General features: G+C 35.9%; 31 protein-coding genes. 29 read left to right on the top strand and 2 right to left on the bottom strand.

Translation table 11 applies throughout. The features are described 5' to 3' along the window. Positions 1-110: 110 nt before the first annotated feature. The 11 genes from Gferi_RS02120 to Gferi_RS02075 all read left to right on the top strand — a co-directional run bounded on the left by Gferi_RS02120 (position 111) and on the right by Gferi_RS02075 (position 7472). Positions 111-1295 carry an ABC transporter substrate-binding protein gene (locus Gferi_RS02120; protein ID WP_069974068.1) on the top strand — a complete coding sequence of 395 codons (1185 nt, stop codon included), beginning with the start codon at positions 111-113 and terminating at the stop codon, positions 1293-1295. Positions 1296-1357: 62 nt separating this feature from the next. Further along, entirely contained in the window at positions 1358-2236 is an 879-nt protein-coding gene (locus Gferi_RS02115) for a branched-chain amino acid ABC transporter permease (RefSeq protein ID WP_069974067.1), read from the top strand. Between the two features lie 11 nt (positions 2237-2247). Next, entirely contained in the window at positions 2248-3144 is an 897-nt protein-coding gene (locus tag Gferi_RS02110) for a branched-chain amino acid ABC transporter permease (RefSeq protein WP_069974066.1), read from the top strand. Continuing rightward, positions 3141-3914 (top strand): ABC transporter ATP-binding protein, encoded by a 774-nt coding sequence (locus Gferi_RS02105; protein ID WP_069974065.1) that lies wholly within the window; start codon positions 3141-3143, stop codon positions 3912-3914. Before Gferi_RS02110 ends, Gferi_RS02105 begins: the two co-directional genes overlap by 4 nt. Further along, complete coding sequence (locus Gferi_RS02100; RefSeq protein ID WP_069974064.1) at positions 3908-4636, top strand: ABC transporter ATP-binding protein; 729 nt, start codon at positions 3908-3910, stop codon at positions 4634-4636. The genes Gferi_RS02105 and Gferi_RS02100 overlap by 7 nt, the downstream gene beginning before the upstream one ends. Positions 4637-4773: 137 nt before the next feature. Next, complete coding sequence (locus tag Gferi_RS02095) at positions 4774-5121, top strand: YkvA family protein (protein WP_069974063.1); 348 nt, start codon at positions 4774-4776, stop codon at positions 5119-5121. Positions 5122-5136: 15 nt separating this feature from the next. Next, positions 5137-5676: a cob(I)yrinic acid a,c-diamide adenosyltransferase gene (locus Gferi_RS02090; RefSeq protein ID WP_069974062.1), complete on the top strand. Its 540-nt coding sequence runs from the start codon at positions 5137-5139 to the stop codon at positions 5674-5676. Between the two features lie 114 nt (positions 5677-5790). Further along, positions 5791-6330, top strand: a complete 540-nt coding sequence (hpt, locus tag Gferi_RS02085) for a hypoxanthine phosphoribosyltransferase (RefSeq protein WP_207645788.1) — start codon at positions 5791-5793, stop codon at positions 6328-6330. Positions 6331-6452: 122 nt separating this feature from the next. After that, positions 6453-6626 (top strand): hypothetical protein, encoded by a 174-nt coding sequence (locus Gferi_RS28420; RefSeq protein WP_169832953.1) that lies wholly within the window; start codon positions 6453-6455, stop codon positions 6624-6626. Positions 6627-6791: 165 nt separating this feature from the next. After that, entirely contained in the window at positions 6792-7052 is a 261-nt protein-coding gene (locus Gferi_RS02080; RefSeq protein WP_069974060.1) for a YkuS family protein, read from the top strand. Between the two features lie 78 nt (positions 7053-7130). Continuing rightward, positions 7131-7472: a rubredoxin-like domain-containing protein gene (locus Gferi_RS02075; RefSeq protein WP_069974059.1), complete on the top strand. Its 342-nt coding sequence runs from the start codon at positions 7131-7133 to the stop codon at positions 7470-7472. Positions 7473-7485: 13 nt separating this feature from the next. Here the strand turns inward: Gferi_RS02075 and Gferi_RS02070 are convergent, their stop codons facing one another. After that, the gene (locus Gferi_RS02070; RefSeq protein ID WP_069974058.1) at positions 7486-8001 is read right to left on the bottom strand and encodes a hypothetical protein; all 516 of its coding nucleotides are present in this window, start codon (positions 7999-8001) and stop codon (positions 7486-7488) included. Positions 8002-8133: 132 nt separating this feature from the next. Between Gferi_RS02070 and Gferi_RS02065 the strand changes: the two genes are divergently transcribed. The 8 genes from Gferi_RS02065 (at position 8134) to Gferi_RS02030 (ending at position 14037) form a co-directional block, all read left to right on the top strand. Next, a complete protein-coding gene (locus tag Gferi_RS02065; RefSeq protein ID WP_069974056.1) occupies positions 8134-9129 on the top strand; it encodes a restriction endonuclease in 996 nt (331 codons plus the stop codon). Positions 9130-9155: 26 nt separating this feature from the next. Continuing rightward, the gene (locus Gferi_RS02060; protein ID WP_069974054.1) at positions 9156-9728 is read left to right on the top strand and encodes a flavodoxin family protein; all 573 of its coding nucleotides are present in this window, start codon (positions 9156-9158) and stop codon (positions 9726-9728) included. A 13-nt stretch (positions 9729-9741) separates the two neighbouring features. Beyond that, complete coding sequence (locus Gferi_RS02055; RefSeq protein ID WP_069974053.1) at positions 9742-10047, top strand: MTH1187 family thiamine-binding protein; 306 nt, start codon at positions 9742-9744, stop codon at positions 10045-10047. A 134-nt stretch (positions 10048-10181) separates the two neighbouring features. After that, positions 10182-10757: a phosphate propanoyltransferase gene (gene pduL, locus Gferi_RS02050; RefSeq protein ID WP_069974052.1), complete on the top strand. Its 576-nt coding sequence runs from the start codon at positions 10182-10184 to the stop codon at positions 10755-10757. A 15-nt stretch (positions 10758-10772) separates the two neighbouring features. Next, positions 10773-11441: a deoxyribose-phosphate aldolase gene (gene deoC / locus Gferi_RS02045; protein WP_069974050.1), complete on the top strand. Its 669-nt coding sequence runs from the start codon at positions 10773-10775 to the stop codon at positions 11439-11441. Positions 11442-11520: 79 nt separating this feature from the next. Continuing rightward, positions 11521-12897 carry a CapA family protein gene (locus Gferi_RS02040; protein WP_083273319.1) on the top strand — a complete coding sequence of 459 codons (1377 nt, stop codon included), beginning with the start codon at positions 11521-11523 and terminating at the stop codon, positions 12895-12897. A gap of 205 nt (positions 12898-13102) precedes the next feature. Further along, a complete protein-coding gene (locus Gferi_RS02035) occupies positions 13103-13333 on the top strand; it encodes a hypothetical protein (RefSeq protein WP_069974046.1) in 231 nt (76 codons plus the stop codon). A 59-nt stretch (positions 13334-13392) separates the two neighbouring features. Then, positions 13393-14037 carry a YidC/Oxa1 family membrane protein insertase gene (locus Gferi_RS02030; protein ID WP_069974044.1) on the top strand — a complete coding sequence of 215 codons (645 nt, stop codon included), beginning with the start codon at positions 13393-13395 and terminating at the stop codon, positions 14035-14037. A gap of 85 nt (positions 14038-14122) precedes the next feature. Here Gferi_RS02030 and ychF read toward each other — a convergent pair whose 3' ends face one another. Beyond that, complete coding sequence (gene ychF / locus Gferi_RS02025) at positions 14123-15217, bottom strand: redox-regulated ATPase YchF (RefSeq protein ID WP_069974043.1); 1095 nt, start codon at positions 15215-15217, stop codon at positions 14123-14125. Between the two features lie 268 nt (positions 15218-15485). Between ychF and Gferi_RS02020 the strand changes: the two genes are divergently transcribed. The 10 genes from Gferi_RS02020 (at position 15486) to Gferi_RS01980 (ending at position 25393) form a co-directional block, all read left to right on the top strand. Then, positions 15486-15995 carry a YhcN/YlaJ family sporulation lipoprotein gene (locus Gferi_RS02020; RefSeq protein WP_069974042.1) on the top strand — a complete coding sequence of 170 codons (510 nt, stop codon included), beginning with the start codon at positions 15486-15488 and terminating at the stop codon, positions 15993-15995. Positions 15996-16102: 107 nt separating this feature from the next. Next, positions 16103-17308 carry a ferrochelatase gene (locus Gferi_RS02015; RefSeq protein WP_069974041.1) on the top strand — a complete coding sequence of 402 codons (1206 nt, stop codon included), beginning with the start codon at positions 16103-16105 and terminating at the stop codon, positions 17306-17308. Between the two features lie 68 nt (positions 17309-17376). Next, the gene (gene yfmF / locus Gferi_RS02010; RefSeq protein WP_083273317.1) at positions 17377-18660 is read left to right on the top strand and encodes an EF-P 5-aminopentanol modification-associated protein YfmF; all 1284 of its coding nucleotides are present in this window, start codon (positions 17377-17379) and stop codon (positions 18658-18660) included. Then, a complete protein-coding gene (gene yfmH / locus Gferi_RS02005; protein ID WP_156782310.1) occupies positions 18660-19949 on the top strand; it encodes an EF-P 5-aminopentanol modification-associated protein YfmH in 1290 nt (429 codons plus the stop codon). Before yfmF ends, yfmH begins: the two co-directional genes overlap by 1 nt. Before the next feature lie 88 nt (positions 19950-20037). Continuing rightward, complete coding sequence (gene lgt, locus Gferi_RS02000; protein WP_069974038.1) at positions 20038-20772, top strand: prolipoprotein diacylglyceryl transferase; 735 nt, start codon at positions 20038-20040, stop codon at positions 20770-20772. Positions 20773-21003: 231 nt separating this feature from the next. Then, positions 21004-21147 (top strand): aspartyl-phosphate phosphatase Spo0E family protein, encoded by a 144-nt coding sequence (locus Gferi_RS27400; protein ID WP_083273316.1) that lies wholly within the window; start codon positions 21004-21006, stop codon positions 21145-21147. Positions 21148-21340: 193 nt separating this feature from the next. Continuing rightward, the gene (gene mraZ, locus Gferi_RS01995) at positions 21341-21814 is read left to right on the top strand and encodes a division/cell wall cluster transcriptional repressor MraZ (protein ID WP_330389553.1); all 474 of its coding nucleotides are present in this window, start codon (positions 21341-21343) and stop codon (positions 21812-21814) included. Between the two features lie 58 nt (positions 21815-21872). Beyond that, positions 21873-22808: a 16S rRNA (cytosine(1402)-N(4))-methyltransferase RsmH gene (rsmH, locus tag Gferi_RS01990; protein WP_069981261.1), complete on the top strand. Its 936-nt coding sequence runs from the start codon at positions 21873-21875 to the stop codon at positions 22806-22808. Positions 22809-22838: 30 nt separating this feature from the next. After that, positions 22839-23327 (top strand): cell division protein FtsL, encoded by a 489-nt coding sequence (locus tag Gferi_RS01985; protein ID WP_069974037.1) that lies wholly within the window; start codon positions 22839-22841, stop codon positions 23325-23327. 38 nt (positions 23328-23365) lie between these two features. Continuing rightward, positions 23366-25393: a stage V sporulation protein D gene (locus tag Gferi_RS01980; protein ID WP_069974036.1), complete on the top strand. Its 2028-nt coding sequence runs from the start codon at positions 23366-23368 to the stop codon at positions 25391-25393. The last annotated feature ends 106 nt before the right edge of the window (positions 25394-25499 follow it).

Genomic DNA, 25499 nt, shown 5'->3' with positions numbered 1-25499 from the left:
TTAATTTTTTTACGCATCTATTTGCTAGGAAGGAAAAATACAATAAACGGGGGGAGGATAAGCTTTACCATAAAGCATATCATTTATTAAAAAATTAAAGGGGGAGAAAGATGAAAAAGAAAACAAGTTATTTGGTTTTAACAGCTTTTTTGATCTTTGCTTTAGTTCTTGGCGGTTGTGCACCAAAGACCCAAGATACGCCAGCTGCAGGCGGTGAAGCTGCCCAGGAAATTGTCAAGGTTGGTTGGATCGGATCTTTATCTGGAGACCAAGCTGTATGGGGACAATGTGAATTAAATACTGTGAAAATGATGTTCGAGGAAATCAATGAGAAGGGTGGTTTGTTAGGCAAAAAAGTTGAAGTCGTAGGATATGACACCCGAGGCGATGCTACTGAGGCGGTAAATGCAGTGAAGCGCTTAACCGCACAGGATAAAGTTGTTGCGATCATCGGTCCCAATGCCAGTGGTCAGGCGATAGCGGTTTCGTCAGTACTAGAAGAAATGAAGGTTGCTGATATCGCTACTGTTGCTACGAATCCAAAGGTTACCGTTGTAGATGATAAGGTAAAGCCATTTAACTTTAGAGTATGCTTTATTGATCCATATCAAGGGGCTGTTGCTGCAGGATATGCAACAGAAGTACTCGGATTTAAGAAAGCTGCAATCTTATACGATGTAGCCGATGATTATTCTCAAGGACTAACAGAGTTCTTCGAAAAATACTTTGTTGAGAAAGGCGGACAAATTGTTGCCAAAGAAGCATTTAAGTTTGGTGATGTTGATTTTAGACCTCAGCTAAGTAAGATTAAGGAAGCTAAGCCAGAAGTAATCTTTATGCCATATTTCTTTAAAGAAGTTGCATTAAGCGCAAATCAAGCAAGAGAACTTGGCATTGATGCAGTACTAATGGGTGGCGATGGATGGCCTTCAGATGTATTGTTAGAAATGGCGAAAGATGCTGTTGAAGGCAGCTATTTTGTAAATCACTTAGATTTTGAAGATCCGGATGTGCAAGATTTTAAAGCTGCTTATAGAACAAAGTATAACTCACCAGTAGAGTTGAACGGCTACTTAGCATATGATGCAGTTAAATTACTTGAAGCAGCTGTAAATAATGCAAATAGTCTAGACTCTGTAGCGATTCGGGACGCTTTAGAAACAGCCAGTGTTAAAGGGATTACAGGACAAATCACAATCAGTAAAGATACCCATAATCCAGAAGGTAAGGATGCTGCGATCATAAAGATTGTAGATGGGGAATACGTTTTCCAACAAAAATACTCTGCTAAATAATTATAAAAGAGAGGGTTTTCCCTCTCTTCTATAATAAAGGGCAAAGCGAAGGAGGACTTTTCATGTCTGCTTTTATGCAACAAATCATCAACGGCTTGTCAATCGGCAGTGTTTATGCATTGATGGCAGTAGGCTATTCTCTTGTTTATAGTATTATGAACTTCAGTAATTTTGCCCATGGAGGCGTAATTATGCTAGGTTCATATTTTGGTTTTTTTCTGTTAACACTCTATGAGCTTCCTTTTGTGCCAGCTTTTGCCCTTGCAGCCATAGGGGCAGGTGCATTGGCCTTGGTTATTGAGCGGATTGCTTATAGGCCTTTAAGAAAACGTAGTGCTCCATTTTTATATTTTATTATATCGGCTATGGGAGCTTCTATCTTTTTAGAAAATATCGTCATTGCCACTATTGGACCTACTTTTAAAACATACCCGCGGATTTTATCGCCCCAGCCATTTACATTTGGATCTTTGTCCATTGGACGATTGGATATGATGATGTTTATTATATCAGGGATTAGTTTGACTTTGCTTGTCTATATCATCGAAAAAACAAAAATAGGAATGGCCATTCGGGCAACAGCTTATAACATGAGAGCCAGTGCTTTAATGGGCGTGAACACAGATAAAATCATTTTCATAGTGTTTGGATTAGGCGGCTTTTTAGGAGGGATTGCAGGGGTACTTTTTGGTATGAAGTATACGGTATATCCTCAAATTGGATTTATTACTATAAAGTCCTTTATCGCTGCTGTTTTTGGCGGGTTGGGAAGTCTTCAAGGAGCAGTGATTGGCTCGGTGTTATTAGGAATTATAGAAACATTAACCTCTGGATATCTATCTTCCCAATATAGAGACCTGATTGCCTTTGCATTGCTAATTTTTATATTAATTGTCCGTCCTATGGGGCTTATGGGCAAAATGACTGAAGATAAGGCATAGGAGGTGGCAGCATGGATTGGTTTTATGTACAAGGAATCTTGATCTTATCAGGTATTTATCTCTTAGCAGTATTAGGTCTTTCACTCCTGACAGGTTTTACAGGACTGTTTTCCTTTGGTCATGCAGGCTTTATGGCGATTGGTGCATATGTAACAGCTATGATGACTGTAAATTTTAAAATACCCTTTGTTTTTGCTCTTTTGATTGGCGGGAGCGCTGCTGCCTTGCTAAGCTTACTCATTGGAAGACTTACTTTAAATCTAAAAGGAGATTACTTTTGTATTGCTACGTTAGGTTTAGGAGAAGCCATACGTTTGATTCTAGATAATGTACAATATTTTGGCGGGGCGCGAGGCTGGCCTGGAATACCTTTAAAGACTTCTCTCGTCAATGTAATTGTAATTAACATTATTGCGATTATTGTGATGGCAAATCTAATTCGATCAAGGCATGGGAGAAATTTTATTGCCATCCGGGAAGAAGAGATGGCTTCGCAAATCATCGGTATTAATGTATTTCGGTATAAAATGATCTCTTTAGCAATCAGTGCCATGTATGCTGGTATTGCAGGGGGGATGTTAGCCCATTATCTAGGTTTCTTGCAGCCTAAGATGTTTCAGATGGCAAAGTCAACAGAGTTGACGATTATGGTAATTTTTGGCGGATTAGGCAGCATTTCTGGCAGTGCGCTAGGAGCGATTGTACTAACTGCACTCCCTGAACTGTTGAGAAGCTTTGCAAAGTGGAGACTGGTGGTATATGGACTTGCAGTAATATTTATTATGATTACCAGACCACAGGGATTAATGGGTGGATATGAATTAACTTTTAGAAATATCAAAAGATTCTTCTCTCAGATTGGTCTTAAATCTAAAGAAAAAACATCAGCAGGAGGAGATCAGTCATGAATATTTTAGAGATGAAAAATGTAACAAAGCAATTTGGCGGCTTAACGGCTGTAGGCAATGTAAGCATACAGGTTGAGAAAGGCTCTATATTTGGATTGATCGGGCCCAATGGAGCAGGAAAAACAACAATTTTTAATCTAATCACAGGAATTTATAAAGTATCAGAAGGGGAAATTATTTTCCAAGATCAACGTATAGACCAATTTCAACCCTATCAGATTGCAGATATGGGCATTACAAGAACCTTTCAGAATATAAGGCTTTTCAAAAAGCTTACGGCTTATGAGAATATATTAACAGCTTGCCACTATAATGCAAATTATAACATACTGGATGCCGTTATTCGAACACATAGATTCAAAAAAGAAGAGAAGATGCTTCATGACCATGCAGAGGAACTGATGGAAATTATGGAGTTGAAAGATCGGAAGGATATCGTTTCATCCAATCTGCCTTACGGTTTGCAGCGCAGGTTAGAAATTGCAAGGGCTTTAGCATTGAACCCGAAACTTCTGCTTTTAGATGAACCCGCTGCAGGAATGAACCCAGATGAAACCATAAAACTAATGGAATTAATCCGACAAATTCGTGAACAGTTCAAATTAACTGTGGTCGTGATTGAACATCATATGGATTTGATTATGGGAGTATGCGATAAAATTGCAGTACTAAATTTTGGTAGAAAGCTAGCAGAAGGAACTGCCCAAGAAATACAGGAAAATCCAAAGGTAATCGAGGCGTATCTTGGGGAGGAGGAAGTGAATTGCTAAAGGTCGAGAATCTAAATGTTTATTATGGAGGTATTCATGCTTTAAGAGGTATTGATATTGAGGTACAGAAAGGCCAAATTGTATCTATTATTGGAGCTAATGGGGCTGGAAAATCTACGCTGTTGAATGCAATATCTGGTGTGATCAGGCCTAAAGAAGGAAGTATAAAGTATAGAGGAAAAGACCTTCCTGCTATGCCCTATAAAATAGTAGAAGCAGGTATATCACAGGTGCCTGAAGGACGTCTAATCTTTGCAAACCTTACAGTAAAGGATAATTTAATCATAGGAGCGTATCTTCGCAAGGACAAGGAAGGCATTGCTCAGGATTTAAAAAATGTGTATCAGCTATTTCCGCGATTAGAGGAAAGAATGAACCAAATGGCAGGAACCTTAAGCGGCGGCGAACAGCAGATGCTGGCGATGGGTAGAGGTCTAATGAGTAATCCAGACTTGATTCTGCTAGATGAACCTTCTCTGGGATTAGCGCCACTCTTGGTAAAAACCATTTTTGAGATCATAGAAGATATTAAAAAAATGAATAAAACCATCTTGCTGGTAGAGCAAAATGCTTATAAAGCATTATCTATTGCAGATAAAGCTTACGTTTTAGAGCAAGGAAAGATTATTAAAGAAGGCAATGCAAAGGAACTAACAAAAGATCCTTCTATACAGGAAGCATATTTAGGAAAATCTCATGGAACAGGGGAAGCATCGAAATAAAGATGCATCTCCTTTTTCATGGGCATTAAAAAAGAACAGGACATAAATCCATAGACCCTTTTATGGAAGCTGATAAAAAGAGTTGAAAGAACATATACTATCCTTTAGAATAGAAAGTAGTGTATTGGGAGGGGGCGATGATCATACAAAAGCAATCCCGCAATAAAAAAGGCATGTTATTATCTGCTGCCAGATTTATAAAGCGAATTGGCGTTTTGCCTAAATTTATCAAAGATCCAAAGATTTCCATATGGAAGAAGATAATGGTTTTTATGGGTCTTGCATATGTCATCAATCCTTTTGATCTCATACCTGTTCCTGTATTTCTAGCCTTTGGACTTATTGACGATGCAGTAATTATCGGATATATTTTATCTAGGATTTCTGACGAATTGGATTATTACATAGAAAATCCTTATAGCAAAGAATTTAGTAAAGATAAGATGATCCATGACATAGAATATAGGATCGATGATGACGAATAAGAGGAGGATAAGGACATGAAGATTTATACGAAAACTGGTGATAAGGGTGAAACGAGTCTCTACGATAATACTCGGGTATATAAGGATAGTCTACGGGTAGAAAGCTATGGTACGATAGATGAACTAAATTCTTGTTTAGGGTTAGCCCGTAATTTTGTTGAGGATCAAGAAATTATTGAAATACTGTACCGTATTCAAAGAGAACTTTTTGATGTGGCCGGAGAATTGGCAACAAAGGATCGAGAAAAATTTCCTGAACAAATTCAAGAAAAACATATTCAAGATTTAGAGAAGATTATTGATGCTTATATCGCAAAAATTGATAAAATGGATAAGTTTATTATACCTGGAAGCAACAAGGCTAGCGCATCCTTGCATGTAGCCAGAACTGTATGCAGAAGGGCTGAGAGACGCATCCTAACATTAAATAGAGAAGAGTCCGTCAGTGCAATGCTGATTAAGTATGTAAATCGTCTCTCTGATGTAATTTATGCTTTAGCAAGATATTTGGAGACTGAATTGAAATATGTGGATTTTGAAAAGCCATCTGTTTAAAGATGGTTTTTTCAGAAAACAATACACGAACAAAAAAGATATAGATTCTTAAAACGTACAAAAACAAATGAACTATGTTATAATTATTTTAATAAACGGTAAGAGGTGAAGGATTTGGAAAAGAACATTCGCGAAATATTATTTACAGAAAATCAAATTAAAGAAAAAATAGATGAACTAGGAGATCAAATCACTTTAGATTATCAAGGAAAAGATCTTCTCCTGATTGGCGTTTTAAAAGGTGCTAATGTGTTTATGAGTGATTTGATGAGAAAAATTCAAATTCCTCTATCTATAGACTTTATTGCAGTTTCTAGTTATGGATTATCTACAGAGAGTTCTGGTGTTGTTAAAATTATTAAAGATTTGGACCATAGTATTGAAGATAAAGACGTGTTAATTATAGAAGATATTATTGATACAGGATTAACGCTGGATTATTTGTATCATAATTTGCTTTCAAGAAAACCTAGAAGCTTCAAAATTTGTACATTGTTAGATAAACCTGAGAGGAGAAAGGCAGACATCAAAGTAGATTATAAAGGCTTTGATATTCCTGATGAGTTTATCGTTGGTTATGGAATTGATTATGCTGAACAATATAGGAATTTGCCTTATATAGCTATTCTTAAAAAAGAGGTCTATGAGAAATAGATTGATATTATATTCGATTAAATAAAACTGTTTAATAAACAGTGGGGATTCTAGAATAAATTTTTAATCCATTTCCTATACTAATAATGTAGTCTATTACTGATGATTATAGGAGTGAGGTTATGGGACAAAACGGAAACTTTGAGATGATTAAAGAGCGATTTAGAAATGCAAATGTGGACGAAAAAATACAAATATACACAACAACCCAAGGATTAACGGTTGATCAATTTAAAGAACTGTTGAGGATGTTTCCTCTTCAACACCTTGATAAATTAGAACGAGCCATGGGATAGATTTGTAATTGAAAATTTTATAGAAAAAACATTGATTTAGAAGAACCTTCTTTGGAATGTATGTAATTTTCAAAGAGGTTCTTTTTTTAAAATCCAACCCCAAAGTATATCTTAGAAAAAATTGAGAAAAATATTAAAAAAAGATATTTTGGGGAGGTACGTAGTATGTTAGGTAAGGTTGTGGCAGTGCAAAGTGGTTTAGATAGTATTGCAAATAAATTAAGGAATAAAGGGTATTATGTTACTGATTTTAATGGGACAAGCGAACCTATTGATGCCATGATTTATTCTGAGCAGGTTGGGTATCAAACCCCGCCAGAAATAACTAGTTCTAGAATTCTTTTAAATAATCAGTATGTCGTTATGCTCAATGCAGATGAATTAGAAGAAGATGAGATTATAAATAGAGTGGATGCCATTCGGTAAAAATATGTTTAAAAGAGCTTACGAAGGGATATCTATAGGATGTAACCATGTAAATTTATGTAGAGAGGATGATGTAGTATGAAATTATTTAAATGTGAGGTCTGTAACTATATACATACTGGAGATGATGCACCGGATAAATGTCCTAAGTGCGGCGCACCAAAAGAAAAATTTGCTGAATTAAATGAAGAAGCTACTACAAAGGTTGTACGCTCAGAGTTTTCCAATACGCTGCATATGGAATTATATAATGTCCTGCAGGAAGTTGAAGATATCGCTGAAGCGGGAATAGAGGATGATTTAGATCCCGGATGTGTAGCGATATTTAACAAGGCGAAGGAGCAAGCCATTTTCTTAAGAAAAATGATTGTTGCTGAATTAGAAATTCATATGAAAAAAGGCAAATGGGGAGCAGAATAGCAGAAAGAGCACACTATGTGCTCTTTTTTATATAATTTAGTATTTTTTCCCAACCAAGCGGTACAGAAATTCCTTCCTGAATATATTCCTTTAGGTAAGATGCTTCTGAAGCAGTTAAAAACTTTGAAGGAATCGATAGGGTGTATCCATTGTCATGAAGAATTTTCTTGAGTTCCTGTCTATCTTGTAAGGTCAACATATCCTTCTGGGCCGCTTTTTCGGATGGTCGTTCAGAGAGTACTTTATGCTTGTGATTTACATTCAGTTTATTTTGTTGTTCCATTTGAATATATCCATTTGTTATATTTTTAATATATTGAATCAAAGAGTCTCGAAAATCTAAATCTTTCTCTAGATTAGGGTAGTTTTTGAGCCACTGGGGTTGTGTTTTTATCGAAAACATTTTATCAATAAAAGATTCGTATTTTAGAGAGCCATTTTTTAGGCCTTTATAATATTTACGAATAATACGTTTCATATGATTGTGGAGTTCTAATCGAGTATCATCAGGTAAGTCAGCAATTTTCACGTAGTGAGCCTCCCATAATATATCTTATTGTCAATATTATTGCCATATCTCCCTTACGTTATGAACAAACAATCGAATATATTTTATATAAATCGGAAAAAATTGTAATATATAACGGATGGAGGTAGTCAAATGAATAAGTATAATGAAGTAACAAAATATTTTATGAAGCAATTAAAGATTCACATTCATCAAAACAGAACGAATAAAAAGTTAAAAAAATATTATGTAGAAAGAAAAACAGATGGTAGAAGCAGTTTGGGTAAAATATTTGATTATATAGGAAGCCGTATCATCGTTTTTTTTTCAGGCCTGTTGTTTTTCCTGATTATGAGTAAGCAGCTATTTACAGCGGTGTTATTGTCTATTTTGTTGACAAGTTTATTTCATATTATAGATATTCGTATTAGAAATAAAAAAATCACGGAAATTATTAACCAAAGACGTAAATATCTAGCAAGTCAAAGAGTATATAAAGAATTAATGGGAAAAAAACCGGAAGAAATTCATTCATTTATTTGTCAAGTATTTGAAAACGTAGGATTTCAGCGCTTAACAGAGGAAAAGAATGAGGATAAGGAAATCTATTATCTGTTTAAATACAATGAAACAAATCTTCCTGCACTTTTCAAAATGAATCGCTATGATGAGAATACACAGCTAAAAGAATTAGAGCGCTATAGTGAGCGATTAAGAAAAAAAGGTTTTAAAAAAGGAATTATGATTGTGACGACAGACTTTACGAAAGAGTGTTATGATTTTATAGAGAGAAACATTGAACAGAAACTTATATTAATAGAAAAAGAAAAACTGCTTAAAATTATTGATAAAGCAGGACTTTTTCCTACAGACCAAGAAATGGATAAATATATCTTTGACAGAATTGAGAAAAGGGAACGAAAAATGGCGGCTTATAGAGATGCGCTATTATCAAAATCAAAGGCCACACGATATGTGGTGCTAGCTTTTTTTCTACTGCTTTGGTCTCGGTTTACGCCTTATTCAAATTACTATAATATTATGGCCCTTCTATTATTTGCATTGGCAATTCTTACATTTTATTGTAATATTAAAGGGAAAGTGGATTCAGAAAAAGAGTTTAATCTTGAACAGTTTATAGAAGGATAATTTTGAATAGATAAGGAGGCGACCTATTGAAAGCGTTAGCAATAATGGGTAGTCCCAGGAGTAAAAAGAACACAGATTTGCTTTTGGACGCAGTAATCGAAGGATTGACATCTCAAAAGGTTGAGGTGGAGAAGATTGAGCTTCGAAAATTATCAATGCAGCCATGCAACGCCTGTGACTATTGTGGCAAATCAGGTATATGCGCGATCAAAGATGATCTTTCTACGCTTTATGGTAAGTTTAATCAAGCAGATATCGTAGTGATTGGTTCCCCCATTTATTTTAATTCCGTTTCTAGTATTACGAAAATTATGATTGATCGGTGTCAGGCTTTTTGGTCAAGCAAATACGTTTTACAGAAATCTGCAATCGATAGAAATAAGAAGAGGAACGGATTGTTCTTATGTACAGCAGGTTCAACCATGAGTGAGAACGGTTTTATTGGTGCCACTATAGTGATGGAGTTATTTTTCAGAGCAATTAATACAAATTATAAATATAATCTATTAGTAGACCGTACTGACAATGAATTTGTTGGAGATCGGAAGCAATTGCTAGATGATGCCTTTGAATTAGGACAAAAACTAATCGTTTTTTAAGGAGGGGTATTGAATGGCTATCGTGGAAACTTCAATTGTACCACTGGGAACTGGCGATACCAGCATCAGTCATTATGTAGCAGCTTGCCATTGTATATTGCAAGCAGAGAATCGAGTAAATTATGAATTGACAGCTATGGGCACGATTATTGAAGGGGACTTAGATATTATTTTAGATGTAATAAGGAGAATGCATGAGGTACCTTTTGAATCCGGTGCACTTAGAGTATCTACAACTATAAAAATAGATGACAGAAGAGACAGGCGTGCTAGCATGGCAGGGAAGACACAAGCAGTTACGGATAAGCTGAAAAAATAATCTCTCAGCTGTAAATATTACATTTATTTAGAGGAATAGATTTGATTTTTTAATATTATAGAGATATAATATATGCGTATCGTGTATACATAATGGAAATTATTACTACTTTAATTTAATCAGGGGGGTTATTTATGCCAAACAATATGATACCGGTGGGTCTGTCAAACAGACATTTACACCTGAGCAAAGAGCATATTGACATTTTATTTGGAGAGGGTTATGCGTTAACAATCATGAAAGATTTATCGCAGCCCGGACAATATGCGGCAAATGAAAAGGTTGATATTGTTGGACCGAAAGGCACTTTAAAAGGTGTAAGAGTTTTAGGACCAGCAAGAGGAAGTACACAAATTGAGATTTCTTTAACCGATGGTTTTGTTTTGGGTGTAACACCGCCCGTAAGAGATTCCGGCGACTTAGTGAACAGTCCGGGAGCAAAAATTGTCGGGCCAAAGGGCGAAGTTACAATAGAAAGCGGAATCATAGCTGCTGCCAGACACATTCATATGCATACTTCTGACGCGGAGAAATTTAATGTAGTTGATAAAGAAGTAGTAAGCGTAAAAGTAGATGGAAAACGAGGGCTAGTATTCAATAATGTTTTGGTTAGGGTTCATCCAACATATGCATTGGAAATGCATGTTGATATAGATGAAGGCAATGCTGCAGGCCTAAAGAACGGAGAACTTGTAGAATTAATCAAATAGTTTGGAGGGTTATCGATGAATATTGCTAAATATATTGATCATACAGTTTTAAAACCCGATGCACAGAAACAGGACATTATAAAGGTATGTCAGGAAGCTGTTGAAAATGGTTTTTATTCTGTTTGCGTTAATTCATGGTATGTACCTTTCGTAAAAGAGCAGTTAAAAGGAAGTGATGTAAAGATTACTTCTGTAGTAGGCTTTCCTCTTGGAGCTATGGAATCCAGCGGAAAAGCATCTGAAGCAAAGACTGCGATAGCAAATGGAGCTGATGAGATTGATATGGTGATCAATATTGGCGCTTTGAAAGACAAAGAATATGACTTTGTTCGGAAGGATATTGAGGGGATTGTGGAAGTACTCAAACCCCATAATATTTTAAAAGTAATTATCGAAACCTGCTTATTAACAGAAGAAGAAAAAATAAAAGCCTGTGAGCTGTCAAAAGCTGCAGGAGCGCATTTTGTGAAAACCTCAACGGGTTTTTCTACAGGCGGCGCTACAGTAGAAGATGTTATACTGATGAAGCAGATTGTAGGAGATAGGCTTCAGGTAAAAGCTTCTGGAGGTATCAGAAACATTGAAACTGCTCTGAAAATGATTGAAGCTGGCGCAACGCGATTGGGAACCAGTGCTTCTGTTTCCATTGCTAAGGGCGTAGAAAGTGGAAATATAAACTATTAAGAATGGTCTCTGTACCATTCTTTTTTTCAAAAAAGAATGGATTTACCCTAGCGTAAAATAGAATTGAGATGAGGTTTTGATGATGTTTATAAGAAAAATAAGAATAATCCTTACACTCCTTATATTAACGACGAGTCTCATCATAGATGTTCATGCAATACCAGAAAAAAAGGAAACCGTGACGATTTCCCTTGCAGGAGATGTTATGCTGGATCGAAGTATTGGAAGCCAAATCGAAAGAAATGGTGTGGATTATCCTTGGATAGAGGTAAAGCCCTATTTTGAGAAAAGCGATTTAGTGCTGCTTAATTTGGAGACCTCCGTAGGCGTAAAAGGCGCTGCAAGCCCTGACAAAAGCTATACCTTTCAGTCAAAGCCAGAAACTTTAACGGGTCTGGTAAATGCAGGTGTAGATGGTGTTTCAATTGCAAACAATCATATCTTGGATTTTGGACAAGAAGGATTTATTGAAACGCTTGAGAATCTGGAGAAGAGTAAAATCAAGTATGCAGGTGGAGGCAGAAATATTCAAAAAGCATTAACGCCGGCTATTTGGGAGGTTAATGGACAAAAGATCGGGTTTTTAGCTTTTTCCAGAGTTATCTACGATATGAGCTGGTATGCTACCGATAAGCGGCCAGGTATTGTCAGTGCTTATGATCACTATGTCAATCAAATCAAAGATACTGTCAGCCAAACAAAGCAGCATGTAGATTATCTGATTGTATCGGTGCATTGGGGAAAGGAACTGGATCAATTTCCCCAGGGATATCAAGAGAAGCTGGGTAAAGTGATCATTGACAGTGGTGGAGATGTTGTGATGGGTCACCACCCCCATGTGCTGCAGGGAATCGAATTCTATAAAAACAAGCCAATACTGTATAGTTTAGGTAATTTTGTTTTTAATTCCAAAGGCCAGTTAAGTAACAGGTCCATGATTTTTAATATTGAGGTTAGTAAACAGGGCATGATAAACAGCTGGATTGTACCAATCTCCATTGTAAATGGACAACCGAAGGCAGCGGAAGAAAAAGAAGCAAAAGCAATCATTGATAACCTTAACCGGATTTCAGAGAGGTGGGGAACCGTAATTGCTGATGATGGACAGATAAATGGAAATCTGGAATATATTTCTTTAGAAGCGGCATTGCAAGACGATGCTGAATTGCCGGAAAAGTACACTGAAGGCAAGAAGATGAAAGGAAGAGCTGTAGCGCATGGAAAGGCAGCCCGCTTATTTCGTCTGCTAGGGTATCAAACAGATTACAGGCAGGAAGAAAATATAATGATTTTGACCAAAGGAGAGCGCCTTCTAGAGATGGATTTTACCAATACAGTACTGACTGCCGAAAAAAAGAAGGGCTTTGCAAAGTGGATTGAAGCTGCATTTATACATTTTCCAATAAGAATCCTATGTCAGGCCTTTCAATGGCAGTATCAGATACAATCTTCATAAAGGCATTTCAGTCAAAAAGTAATATAGAGTTTCCTTTCCATCAATATCATGGGTCAATTACATAATGAAATTGAATGCTTAAACAGCAAAGTGGTCGAGTCAAAAAGTTAACCAAATTTAATAGGTTTAAGGGAATGTTTATGTTAAAATATGAGTATATAAAATCTAAGGACACATCTAGATAAGAAAGCAGGTGAGGGTTGCCGTGAAATTGAATATTGCTGAGATTATGATGCTCATATTTGTTCTTGCTTATTTTCTGTCAATTCTCTATTGCAGTTTTAAAATTGCTAGAACTGCTGTAAAGTGGCATTTTGAAAGCGGTATTACCGTGCTGACGAAACTAAAGGTTGCCAATTATATTCGGCAGCTTGTTCTTGAAGATTTTAATATCTATGAAAAATATGACATATGGCGGTTCTGTATTCACGAATAAATACAAAATGATTTCTAACGATACAACACTTTTAATCGGATAGAAAGGTGGAGATCATTTTGAATATTATTTTCGAAGTATTGCATCAAGCCTTAGGCCTTCTTTTTCATGTAACCGGTGATTGGGGACTTGCCATTGTTTTATTAACCATAATCGCAAAACTGGCCCTTTTGCCCGTAAATTTAAAGCAAAAAAATAGTCTTGCAAAACAACAGGAAATGTCGAAGCAGATTGAGGCACTTAAAAATAAATATAAGCACAATAAAGAAAAGCTCGAAGTTGAGTTACAGAAAGTATATACAAAAAATGCAGGAAATATATTTGGAGGTTTTGCAGGATTTATCCAGCTTCCAATATTAATTTCTTTATATAGGTTTTTTATTGTGATGCCAGTAGAGGGAACGACCATTATATTACCCTGGATTTTAAAGCTATCTCTACCGGACCCTTATTATATTGTACCAATCCTCGTTACGGTCATTCAATTGCTGCCCAATATTTTGGTTTCATTAGGGGTGCTAAGGGATAGTGGGATTATGAAACTTTCAGTAGGTAATATTCTTCCTGCCCTGCTCATGAGTGTATTTATTGTTGTAAAGGCACCCATAGGGTTGGGATTATACTTTTTAACTTCAGCGTTCTTTTCTGCAGTTGAACAGATCTGCTTTACAATATATGTTAAGAAAGCTTATTCTGTACAATAACAGGATAGGAAAACTGCTGACTTTAATTATCTGAATAATTTTGCTATGAAAAAAGCAATGATTCGAAAAAATCATTGCTTTTATTCTACACGTTAAATCTGAATAAAATTACATCGCCGTCTTGTACGATATATTCCTTTCCTTCAAGGCGAACCAAGCCTTTCTCTTTAGCTGCAGCAATACTGCCCGCAGCTACCAATTCATCGAAAGAAATAGTTTCTGCACGAATAAAGCCCCGTTCAATATCGGAGTGGATTTTTCCGGCAGCTTGAGGTGCTTTCGTACCGATACGAATGGTCCAAGCCCGAACTTCTTTTGGACCGGCTGTTAAAAAGCTCATGAGATTTAACAGGCTATAACCTGCTTTGATCAGAAGATCTAAGCCTGACTCTTCTAAACCTAAATCTTGCAGGAACTCAACCTTTTCCGCATCGTCCAGTTCTGCAATTTCAGACTCGATTTTAGCGCAGATTACTACAACTTCAGCATTTTCTGATTTAGCATGCTCTCGCACCTGTTGTACCATTTCATTGTTTGCGCCGTTTTCCAGAAGATCATCCTCTGATACGTTGGCTACATAAATAATAGGCTTATAGGAAAGCAGATTAAAATCCTTTACGATTTCCTTTTCTTCCTTTGTCAAATCTAATCCCCTTATAGATTTACCACTCTCTAGGGTATCTTTTACCCGTTGAAGAAGATCAAATTCTAGTTGATAAGATTTATCAGACTTAACCAATTTATTTGTTTTTTGTAAACGTCTTTCAATCATTTCTAAATCGGAGAATATTAATTCCAAGTTGATGGTTTCGATATCTCTGAGAGGGCCTACACTTCCTTCTACATGGACGATGTTGTCGTCTTCAAAGCAGCGAACTACATGGACAATTGCAACGACTTCACGAATATGGGATAAAAATTTATTGCCTAATCCTTCCCCTTGGCTTGCACCGCGAACTAAGCCAGCGATATCGTAAAATTCTATAACTGCTGGAACTTTTTTCTCAGAATTATACATTTGATACAGTACGTCTAAACGATGATCAGGGACTGATACAACACCTACATTGGGTTCGATTGTACAGAAGGGATAATTTGCCGACTCTGCACCAGCTTTTGTAATGGCGTTAAAAAGAGTGCTCTTGCCTACATTGGGTAAACCTACAATACCTAACTTCATATAGAATTCTTCCTTTCAAACTTTGTACGTTATTAAACACAAATAAAATTATAACTGATTTATGAGGAATGTTCAATCAATTCAATGATTTCTCTACTAGAATTATCCTTTGAAAAAGCCGTTAAATTATTCAAAAAAATTTTTTCTACAGAAAAAGGAGCAAATTATTTTATTCGTCATGAATCTATTTTAGGTTTCTATAAATATTTTTAAAATTTGAAATAAAGATAAAGACTTGGTGAAAAAATAGTTATAGGAGGTGTTATGCTTGAAAAAAACTATGTATAGAATTTTCGTTTTTGTGATTGTTATACTATTGATAAGCGGTTGTCAGCCTGCTCGAAGACCAACTCCAAATGAACAAGCAAATCCGGGAGATATACAAAATAACGGTATGGCAACAAATCCTACAATTCCCTACAATAGTGAGGATGGTGCATTTGAAGGAAATATCAATGTAAACGATCTAAATGCCCGTGCAGATCGGCTGGCTGATGAATTGAAAGTAGTAGAAGGTGTTGAAAGAGCACATGTTATTATTAGTGCCAATGCAGCTCTAATAGGTGTTATCAGCGAAGAAAACCAAAACCTTGAAGAGCGAATTGAAGCCAGAGTACGTACCGTTGATCCAGAAATTGATCAAATCTTTTTTACACAGGATGAAGGAATGGTTCAGGAGATTCGAGGACTTGCAACAAGATTGGAAAATGGAGAAGCTGTTACACGTGTAAATAATGAAGTGACTGATTTAATGAGAAGGATGACCTTAGTTAGGTAAAGAAAGATGGGATTGTATTCAATCCCATCTTTCTTTTTGCATGACTTTCATAATCCTTTTACATATATGGAACGCTCCTTCAATAAAATGAAGGAGGGGGGAATATTATGATAAATCTGTTCGATATTAAACAATTATTGATTTCATTCATCTGTGGATTTTCAGTACTATGTGTTATTATATATAGTGGTGCGGTGGAAAGATTAACCATGTTCCTAATAGGTTTTTTTTGCAGCTATACGATTATGAGCTATAAGAAATGGAGTTTAAAGTATTTTAGTGTAACGATTAGCGGTATTATTTTAGGCTTTTTCATTGCAGTTTGGTCAATACTATCAATAGTTCCCGATAGAGGGATAAAACCATATCCTCAGGTCATAAAAGAAGGAAATCAAACGGCGGTACTGTTAATATTGAAAGGAGAAGAAGAACGTTATAATATTTCAGGCTTATTGGAAAAAATGAAAGAGGATAAGCGGTTTTTTAATAGATTGTACAGTATTATAGACTTATATCAATATAAAAGAGCTTATGAACGTGTAGGAATTAGCAAATATAATGATCAATCACGGGAAATATACAATAAACTAAATAATCTGTTGGATGTAGATTATGATTTATATTTTTCCTATATGGATGGTGCTGTAAATTATAAAAAGATTATCGAAAATAAGCTAATGAATAGCAATTATGAAAAAATAATCGTCGCGCCAATTATGCTTACAGAATCCCTAGACTATCTCAAGCTGATTGATGAACTAAATAGATATAGTGTACAAAATTCTATAAATCATATTAGATTTGTCCAGCCGCTTTGGAATAGTGAAAAGCTCATTAGAGGAATAGTTTATCAGATAGATGCATATGCTGAAGGATACGAAAATAGTAATATGGGTATTATATTGATGAGTAGTACGGAAACAGAGGGGGATAACAGGAAGGCTGATACTACTGTCTTTAGACAGGAGATGTTGTTTTTGGAGAATCTTAAAAGACAATTGATTCGTAGTGGATATGAAGATAGAAAAGTAAAATTTGTAGCACCTTATTTGCCTACTTCAAGTATTAAAAGCGCAATAGAAGAGCTTCAGCAATATGGGGTAAAAGAAATTTGTATTATCTCTATAAACGATATTGCAGATCATGTACGAAGTATTGCTCATACTGAAAAAATTATAAAAAATATGAATAAAGAAAAAGAGTTTGATATTAACTATATAAAAGGGTGGGGGACTTCTGATTCACTGATTGAAGAATTAGAAAACAGGGTAAGATTGCTTAATGTAGAAGATTTAAGTCCTGACAATCAATAGCACAGGATTATAAATATAAAACGATTATTGAGAGAATATAGATAAGAAAGAATCAAGGAGGGATTTTATTGTTGGAAAAATATCAGCCAATAGACATGAATGAAGATGTAAAGCTTCACTATATTAAGACGGATAAGTTTAAAACAAATCTTGTAAGTGTTTATTTTCAAAGGCCTTTGCTACGAGAAGAGGTTACGCACAATGCGCTTTTGTCCATGTTGCTGCCGAGAGGTACACAACACTATCCTACTGCTCAAAGTATTTCAGTGGAATTAGAAAATCTATATGGTGCTTCATTAGGCAGTGATGTTGCAAAAAAAGGAGAGAGGAACATTTTACAGTTCAGACTACAGGTTGCCAATGAAGCCTATCTGGACGAAAAAAATATATTTAACAAGGGTTTAAGTATGCTTGATGAGCTAATGAATAATCCCTATTTAGAAAATAATAAGTTTTCTAGCAGTTATCTGCAGCAAGAAAAGGAAAATCTATCAGAAAAAATTGAAGGGCGTATGAATGACAAGATCAAATATGCTTATGAGCGTTGTATAGAAGAAATGTGCAAAAATGAAAACTTTGCATTGTATGAATACGGGCAAAAAGAGGACTTGCTTAAAATATCTGAAGAAAATCTATATAAGCATTACCAGAACATTATTGAAAGCTCTCCTATTGATATCTTTGTTGTGGGAGATATGGATCAAAGAGATGTAGAAGAACAAATTCGCAAAAACTTTCAATTCAAGCGGCAGAACATTCAAAAAGGAGTACGTGAGCAAATTTATAAGAAGCAGTCAGAGGTTCGCCGTATAGAGGAAACTATGGAAATTAATCAAGGGAAGCTAAACATGGGTTTTCGAACAAATGTAGCATATGAGAGTGAATTATACGAGCCTCTGGTTGTTTTTTCAAATATACTTGGAGGGGGACCGAACTCTAAGCTGTTTAAAAATATTCGGGAGAAGGAAAGTCTGTGTTATTATATATTCTCGAGAGTTGAAAAATTCAAATCTCTTATGCTGATTGGTTCAGGAATTGAATTTGAAAACTATGAGAAAGCTGTGACTTTGATTGAAAAAGAAATAAATGAAATGAAGGAAGGAAACTTTACTGAGGAAGATATAGATAGTGCTAAGAAGGGAATTGTCACATCAATTCGCTCTTTAACAGATACGCCGAGTATGCTGGCGGATTTTTATTATACCCAGTTTCTAAGTGGAAATTTTGATAGCTTGGAAGACATTATCCATAAGATTGAAAGGGTAAAAAAGAATGAAATCGTTCAAGCAGCACAAGAAATATTTTTAGATACGATTTACTTCCTTAAAGGCAAAAAGGAGGTTGCAGAATAATGGAGACAAAGATTATGGAAAATCTGCTATTAAAGGAAAAAATAAATATTAAGGAGCTGTCCAATGGATTAAAAATATACTATATGCCTAAAAAAGGATACACAAAGCAGTATGCCATTTTCGCAACCAAGTATGGTTCGATTGACAGTAAATTCCGTGTAGAATCTCAAGAGAAACCTATTGAAGTTCCTGAGGGCATTGCACATTTTTTAGAGCATAAACTCTTCGAAGAAGAAGAGGGAAGTATTTTTGATAAATTTTCTCATTTAGGATCGAATGTAAATGCTTATACCAACTTTACATCTACTTGCTATTTATTTTCATCAACAGACAAGTTCTATGAGAATCTGGAACTTCTTGTTCAGTTTGTTCAGTCTCCTCATTTTACAGAAGAAAATGTAGAAAAGGAAAAGGGAATTATTGAGCAGGAGATCCGAATGTATGAGGATAATCCAAATTGGAAAGTCTTTTTCAACGCATTAAAAGCATTGTACCACCATCATCCGGTAAAAATTGATATTGCGGGTACCGTAGAGAGTATTAATAGAATTACTAAAGAAGATTTGTATACTTGTTACAACACTTTTTATACACCGCAAAACATGATCCTTTTTATAGTAGGGGATCTAGATGAGGATGAAGTATATACGACAATAGAGAAAAATATACTTTGGAAAAACGAAAGTATTCATGATGAGGTTGAAAGGTACTATCCGAAGGAGCCTGACTCAGTGGTTCAAAACAAAATTGAAGAAAAGCTTTCTGTTTCTATTCCATTGTTTAATATTGCATTTAAAGATGTAGATACAGGTTATGGTGGAGCAGCATTTCTAAAGAAAGATGTAATCACTAAAATGCTGCTGGAGATGATTTTTGGAAGAAGCTCAAAGCTTTATAAAGAATTATATGAGGATGGATTGATCAATGACACTTTTGAAGGTGAATATACTGGAGAAAAAGATTATGGACACTCGATGATTGGCGGTGAATCGAAGAATCCGGATCAAGTTTATCAAAGAGTCTTAACACATATTAAAGAGCTGGAAGAAAAAGGTTTAAACAAAAATGATTTTGAGAGAATTAAGCGAAAATATATTGGAGAGCATTTGCGTTCCTATAATTCAATAGAATTTATTGCTACTACTTTTGTTGCCTATCATTTCAGGGATATCTATATTTTTGATTATATGGATACGATTAAACAGATAACATTCGAAGAGCTGCAAAGACGATTTGCAGAACATTTCCAGCCGGAACGAAGTGTGTTGTCGGTCATTCATTCAAAATAAATTGTATATTAAAGAAAAATTCATTATAATGGTTACATGGGTTGTCAGTTTTTCTGACAACCTGCTGATTTTATAAGGAGTGATATTTATGAATCCTGTTGCATTTGAGATTTTTGGTCTGTCCATACGATGGTATGGAATTTTAATCTCTATAGGAATGATTTTGGGAGCCATGCTAGCAATGCAAAGAGCAAAAAAAGAAAATATTCAGGAAGAGAGAATTCTTGATTTAGTTCTTTTTGCAATCCCTGCAGCGATTGTTGGTGCCAGATTGTATTATGTAATTTTCAATTGGGAATATTATAGTGGGAATTTGATGCGTATTCTCAATACACGGGAAGGAGGTCTTGCAATCCACGGAGGTGTGATTGCAGGTGTTACCGTAGGATATTTCTTTTGCAGGTATCACAGATTACCTTTTAGAAAGCTTGCAGATATCTGTGCACCTAGTATTATTCTAGGGCAAGCCATTGGAAGATGGGGAAATTACATAAATCAAGAAGCGTACGGCAGACCTACTGATTTGCCCTGGGGAATTGTAGTTGATGGAGTAAAAGTGCATCCTACTTTTTTGTATGAATCCTTATGGAATTTTGCGGTATTTTTCTTACTGCTAAGATATGATCGATATAAAAAGTTTGAAGGAGAATTACTGGTTTTATATGCAGTTCTCTACTCGGTCGGCAGATTTTTTATTGAAGGTCTGCGAACTGACAGTCTTATGATTGGACCCTTTCGAACTGCACAGTTCGTTAGTATTCTAATCATTCTTGGAGGAGCCTTTATTATTTATCGTGAAAGGGACAAAGTTAAGATAAGATAAATGTCGAATCGTAAAATCTTTGACAGAGAGTAAATGTCGAATTATTTAGGTAAATCATACAAAAATAAGTGAAAATAAAAAGAAAATTCAAAATAATGTAATAATTTTGTAATATAATTGTCACATGATGCCGTTGACACTTATCAATATTTATTATATTATGTAGATACACCAATTTCTACCACTATTTCTAAATGTAAACAAAAAATAAACTTAGTTTGAGGTGGTATTATGCTTAAATATGATATTGAGCAAATGCGGGAAGTTCTTAACGAATTAATGGCAAAAGGCGGAAATTATGAAGAGATTTACAAAGTAAGCATTGCTTTAGATCAATTGATCGCTGATTATTATAAAGAAATGTCCGCTATATAATCTACACTGTAGTAAAATATAAGCTGATTTAAATAAATATCTGTGAACTTTAGAGACTCTTAGAAGAAAATTCTAAGAGTTTTTTTATTTGAACAATAAATGGGCCCATAAGCCTATAAAAATATTATAAAAAGAAGAAAAAAATAGAAGGATTTTTCAAGAAGTCATAGAAATAGATAATAAGTGGTAGAAAGTGGTGAAAAGTGGTGGGTTTTCCCTTAAAGAGGTGGACAATTTGTTTATTGGTGAGTACTTACATGCTATCGATAACAAAGGTCGGGTTATTATTCCTTCGAGATTTCGCGATGAACTGGGTGAAAAGTTTATTGTGACCAAAGGATTGGATAACTGTTTATTTGTGTACCCTCAAGAAGAGTGGAAGACTTTTGAAAACAAACTGAAGCAATTGCCCTTAACAAGCAGAGATGCGAGAGCATTTGTCAGATTATTTTTTTCCGGGGCAACAGAATGTGAGCTGGATAAGCAAGGGAGAGTTACGCTCCCCAATAATCTGCGGGATCATGCAAGGCTTGAAAAAGATGTCATAACTATTGGTGTATCTACCAGAGTAGAGATTTGGAGCAAGGAAGAATGGGATCGGTACAATGAAACAGCGGACTTAAGCTATGATGACATTGCGGAAAAAATGGCAGAGCTGGGCATATAATATTTCTTCCTGAAGATGCGGATACTAGCGGTAAGATATGAGAAAGCAGGTGGAAGAATTGGATTTTCAACACGTTACAGTACTGTTAAAGGAGACCGTAGAGCATTTAGATATTAAGCCGGAAGGAATATATGTAGACGGCACCTTGGGTGGTGCAGGACATGCCGCAGAGGTATGTGGAAAACTTAACAAAAATGGATTATTCATTGGTATTGATCAGGATACTACAGCTCTTGCCGTATCAAAAGAGAGATTGGCTAAGTACCCTGTACGACAGCTGTTTGTGCACAAAAATTTTTCTGAGATTAAAGAGATACTCAATGATTTGGATGTTGCAGGAATTGACGGAATGATAATGGATTTAGGGGTATCTTCCCACCAACTGGATGAGGCCAGTAGAGGATTCTCTTATATGCAGGATGCACCATTAGACATGCGGATGAATCCTAACAAAAGCTTTACTGCTGAAGATTTGGTAAATGAATATGATGAAGAAATGCTGACGAAAATTATTCGAGACTATGGTGAAGAGAAATGGGCAAAGCGTATTTCCAGTTTTATCGTAGAAGACAGAAAAAGAAAACAGATCAAAACAACAGGGGAATTAGTAGAGATTATTAAAAAAGCCGTTCCGGCGGCGGCTAGAAGAGAAGGACCTCATCCAGCCAAAAGAACTTTTCAAGCGATTAGAATCGAAGTGAACCAAGAATTAGAAATCTTAGAAAATACGATACGTGATATTGCAAAGAGCCTAAATAAAGGCGGCAGAATATGCGTTATTACTTTTCATTCATTAGAAGACCGAATTATTAAGAACATCTTCAAAGAGTTGAGTACCGCATGCAAGTGCCCTCCGGAATATCCAATTTGCATGTGTGGTGGGAAGGCAGAACTAAAGGTTATAACAAAAAAACCTATATTACCGAGTGAAGAAGAAGTAGAATTAAATCCACGATCTAGAAGTGCAAAACTGAGAGTGGCGGAAAAGGTTTAAAGTTCTAAAAGCAAAAAGGGGTGAATAAATTTGGTAGTAGCACAACGAAAAGTTCAATATGAGGAAGTTCAACCTAGGGAATCCCGTCATAAGGAAAAAAAATCTGTCGGGATAAGCAAAAAAAATAAGGTAAAAGCCTCTCATAAGCTACAGATTATTATTAGTATTACAGCACTGGTAGGACTTTGCATTGGAATGATTTTTGGTTATGTGCAATTAACAGAAACAAAATACCGAATTTATTATCTCGATAAAGAGGCCGGTGAACTGAGTGCTCAAATTGAAAATCTGAAAGTAGAATTGGAAAGCGTGAAAAAGACGGATATTATAGAAACACAGGCGAAAGAAATGCTGAATATGCAGTACCCTCAAAAGGAGCAAATCGTATACCTTAGTTTGGACGATCAACCCATAATGGCTCTTAAAGATACAGAAATGAAAGATTTAGAGGCAGAAGAGAAAAAAGGCTTATTTTTCTTAAAAGACATGTTTGCAAAAATGTATGCATTATTAGATTAATAGTATAGAAGGAATGGATTCGTTAGGGGGCAATTAAATTGTCAACACCCAGTATTGCTAATAAGAAGAGATTAGTTGTATTATTATTTACAGTATGTTTTATTTTGTTTGGGCTGATTTTTAGAATTGGATGGATTCAAATTGTCGACGGGGAAAGGTACCGGCAACTGGCCCACATGCAGCAAACAAGAGATATTCCTATACCGGCGAAACGTGGCGTTGTTTTTGATAGAAAAGGAAAGGAATTAGCCATAAGTGCAAGTACCAGTACTGTTTGGGCGAGACCGGCAGAGGTCGAACGCTCCGGCAAGGCAGATGAGATTTCTAAAGAATTGGCAGCTATCTTAGAAAAAGATGAAATTGAAATCAAGGAAAAATTGACAAGAAAAAATGTCGGTTTGATTAAAATAGAGAAATGGATTGACAAGGAAAAGGCTGATGCGATCCGTCAGGCGAAGATGGAAGGTGTATGGATTGCTGAAGACAACCGCAGACATTACCCATTCGGAACATTTGCAGCCCATATATTGGGTCATACTACGGATGACAACCGAGGCTTAGTAGGGATTGAACTTGAATATGATAAATACTTAAGCGGATTGCCAGGTAGATGGATAAAAAATACAGATGCAGCAGGACGTCAATTACCCTATGGAGTTGAAAAATACTACAAGCCAGAGAATGGATTAAATGTAGTTTTAACCATTGATGAAGTCATTCAGCATTTTACAGAAAAAGCCCTTGATAGTACGTTGGCTCAGACCCAAGCGAAGAAAGTAATTGCTATCGTAATGGATCCGAAAACTGGCGATATTTTAGCGATGGCTACAAAACCGGATTTCGATCCAAATAGTCCAAGAATACCTACAAGTGAGGAAAAAAAGAGGGAGTTTGAGAATTTAGATACGAAAGAACAGCAGAAGCTATGGAATGAAATGTGGAGAAATCCCATGATCAGTGATACTTACGAACCGGGATCAACGTTTAAGCTGATTACTTCTGCAGCAGGATTAGAAGAAGGAGTAGTAGAGCCGAATTCTCCATTCTACTGCTCAGGACATATCACTGTAGCAGGACAGCGGATTCGATGCTGGAGATATTATAATCCCCATGGGGCGCAAACCTTTACCGTAGGAGTTCAAAATTCATGCAATCCAGTATTTATTGAAATAGGCCAGCGATTAGGGGTTGAAAATTATTATAAATATATTGAAGCCTTTGGATTTACAAAAATAACCGGTGTAGATTTGCCCGGTGAAGGAAACGCTATCGTTCAAAGTAAAGAACGTGTAGGCCCTGTAGAACTGGCAACCATTTCATTTGGACACGGAATCTCCGTAACACCTCTTCAGTTGGTAAATGCAATTGCGGCAATTGGAAATGACGGAAAATTAATGAAACCCCGTATTGTGAAGGAATTGGTCGACGATGAAGGAAATGTAATTCATCGCTATGAGCCGAAGATGATTCGCCAGGCAGTGTCGGAGAAAACTGCCAGAGAACTTCGTTTGATTATGGAATCGGTTGTAACCGATGGTTCAGGTAAAAGTGCCTATATTCCAGGCTACCGGATAGGTGGGAAAACCGGTACAGCAGACAAAATTGAAAATGGACGATATGTGTCCGGCAAAGTTTATTCTTCCTTTGTTGCATTGGCGCCTATTGATGATCCCCGGCTTGCTGTTCTCGTGGTGGTTGACGAACCGCAAGGAGTACGCTTTGGTAGTTTAACAGCAGCGCCGGCAGTCCACGATATTTTAAAGGATAGTTTGCGATATATGGACATAGAACCCCAATATAATGAAAAAGAAGCAAAGCAATATGCAAAGGAAGAAGTTACCGTTCCTGAAGTTAGAAATCTGACCTTAAAGAATGCTGCAAAAACTTTAGCAGATCGTGGTCTGCAATATGATACGGAACCAACAACTCATGGTCTGCAATATGATACAGAACCAACAACTGCAGAGAATCCTGAGACAATTATTGTAGATCAATTTCCAAAACCGGGAGCTAAAGTTCCGGAAAAGTCAATTATTATATTGTACTTAAAAAGAGAAAATCCATAATAGGATGACTAAATATACAAAAATTAATAGTGGAATAATTGATGGGGTTGGACATAAAAAAATTTTTTATGTTATAATGTAAATAATTGCAACTATGAAGGCAACT

It is taken from the genome of Geosporobacter ferrireducens (assembly GCF_001750685.1).
Classification (GTDB): Bacteria; Bacillota; Clostridia; order Peptostreptococcales; family Thermotaleaceae; genus Geosporobacter; species Geosporobacter ferrireducens.
The sequence above is the reverse complement of the archived record's forward strand: the minus strand, read 5'-3'. Positions and strand labels throughout refer to the sequence as shown.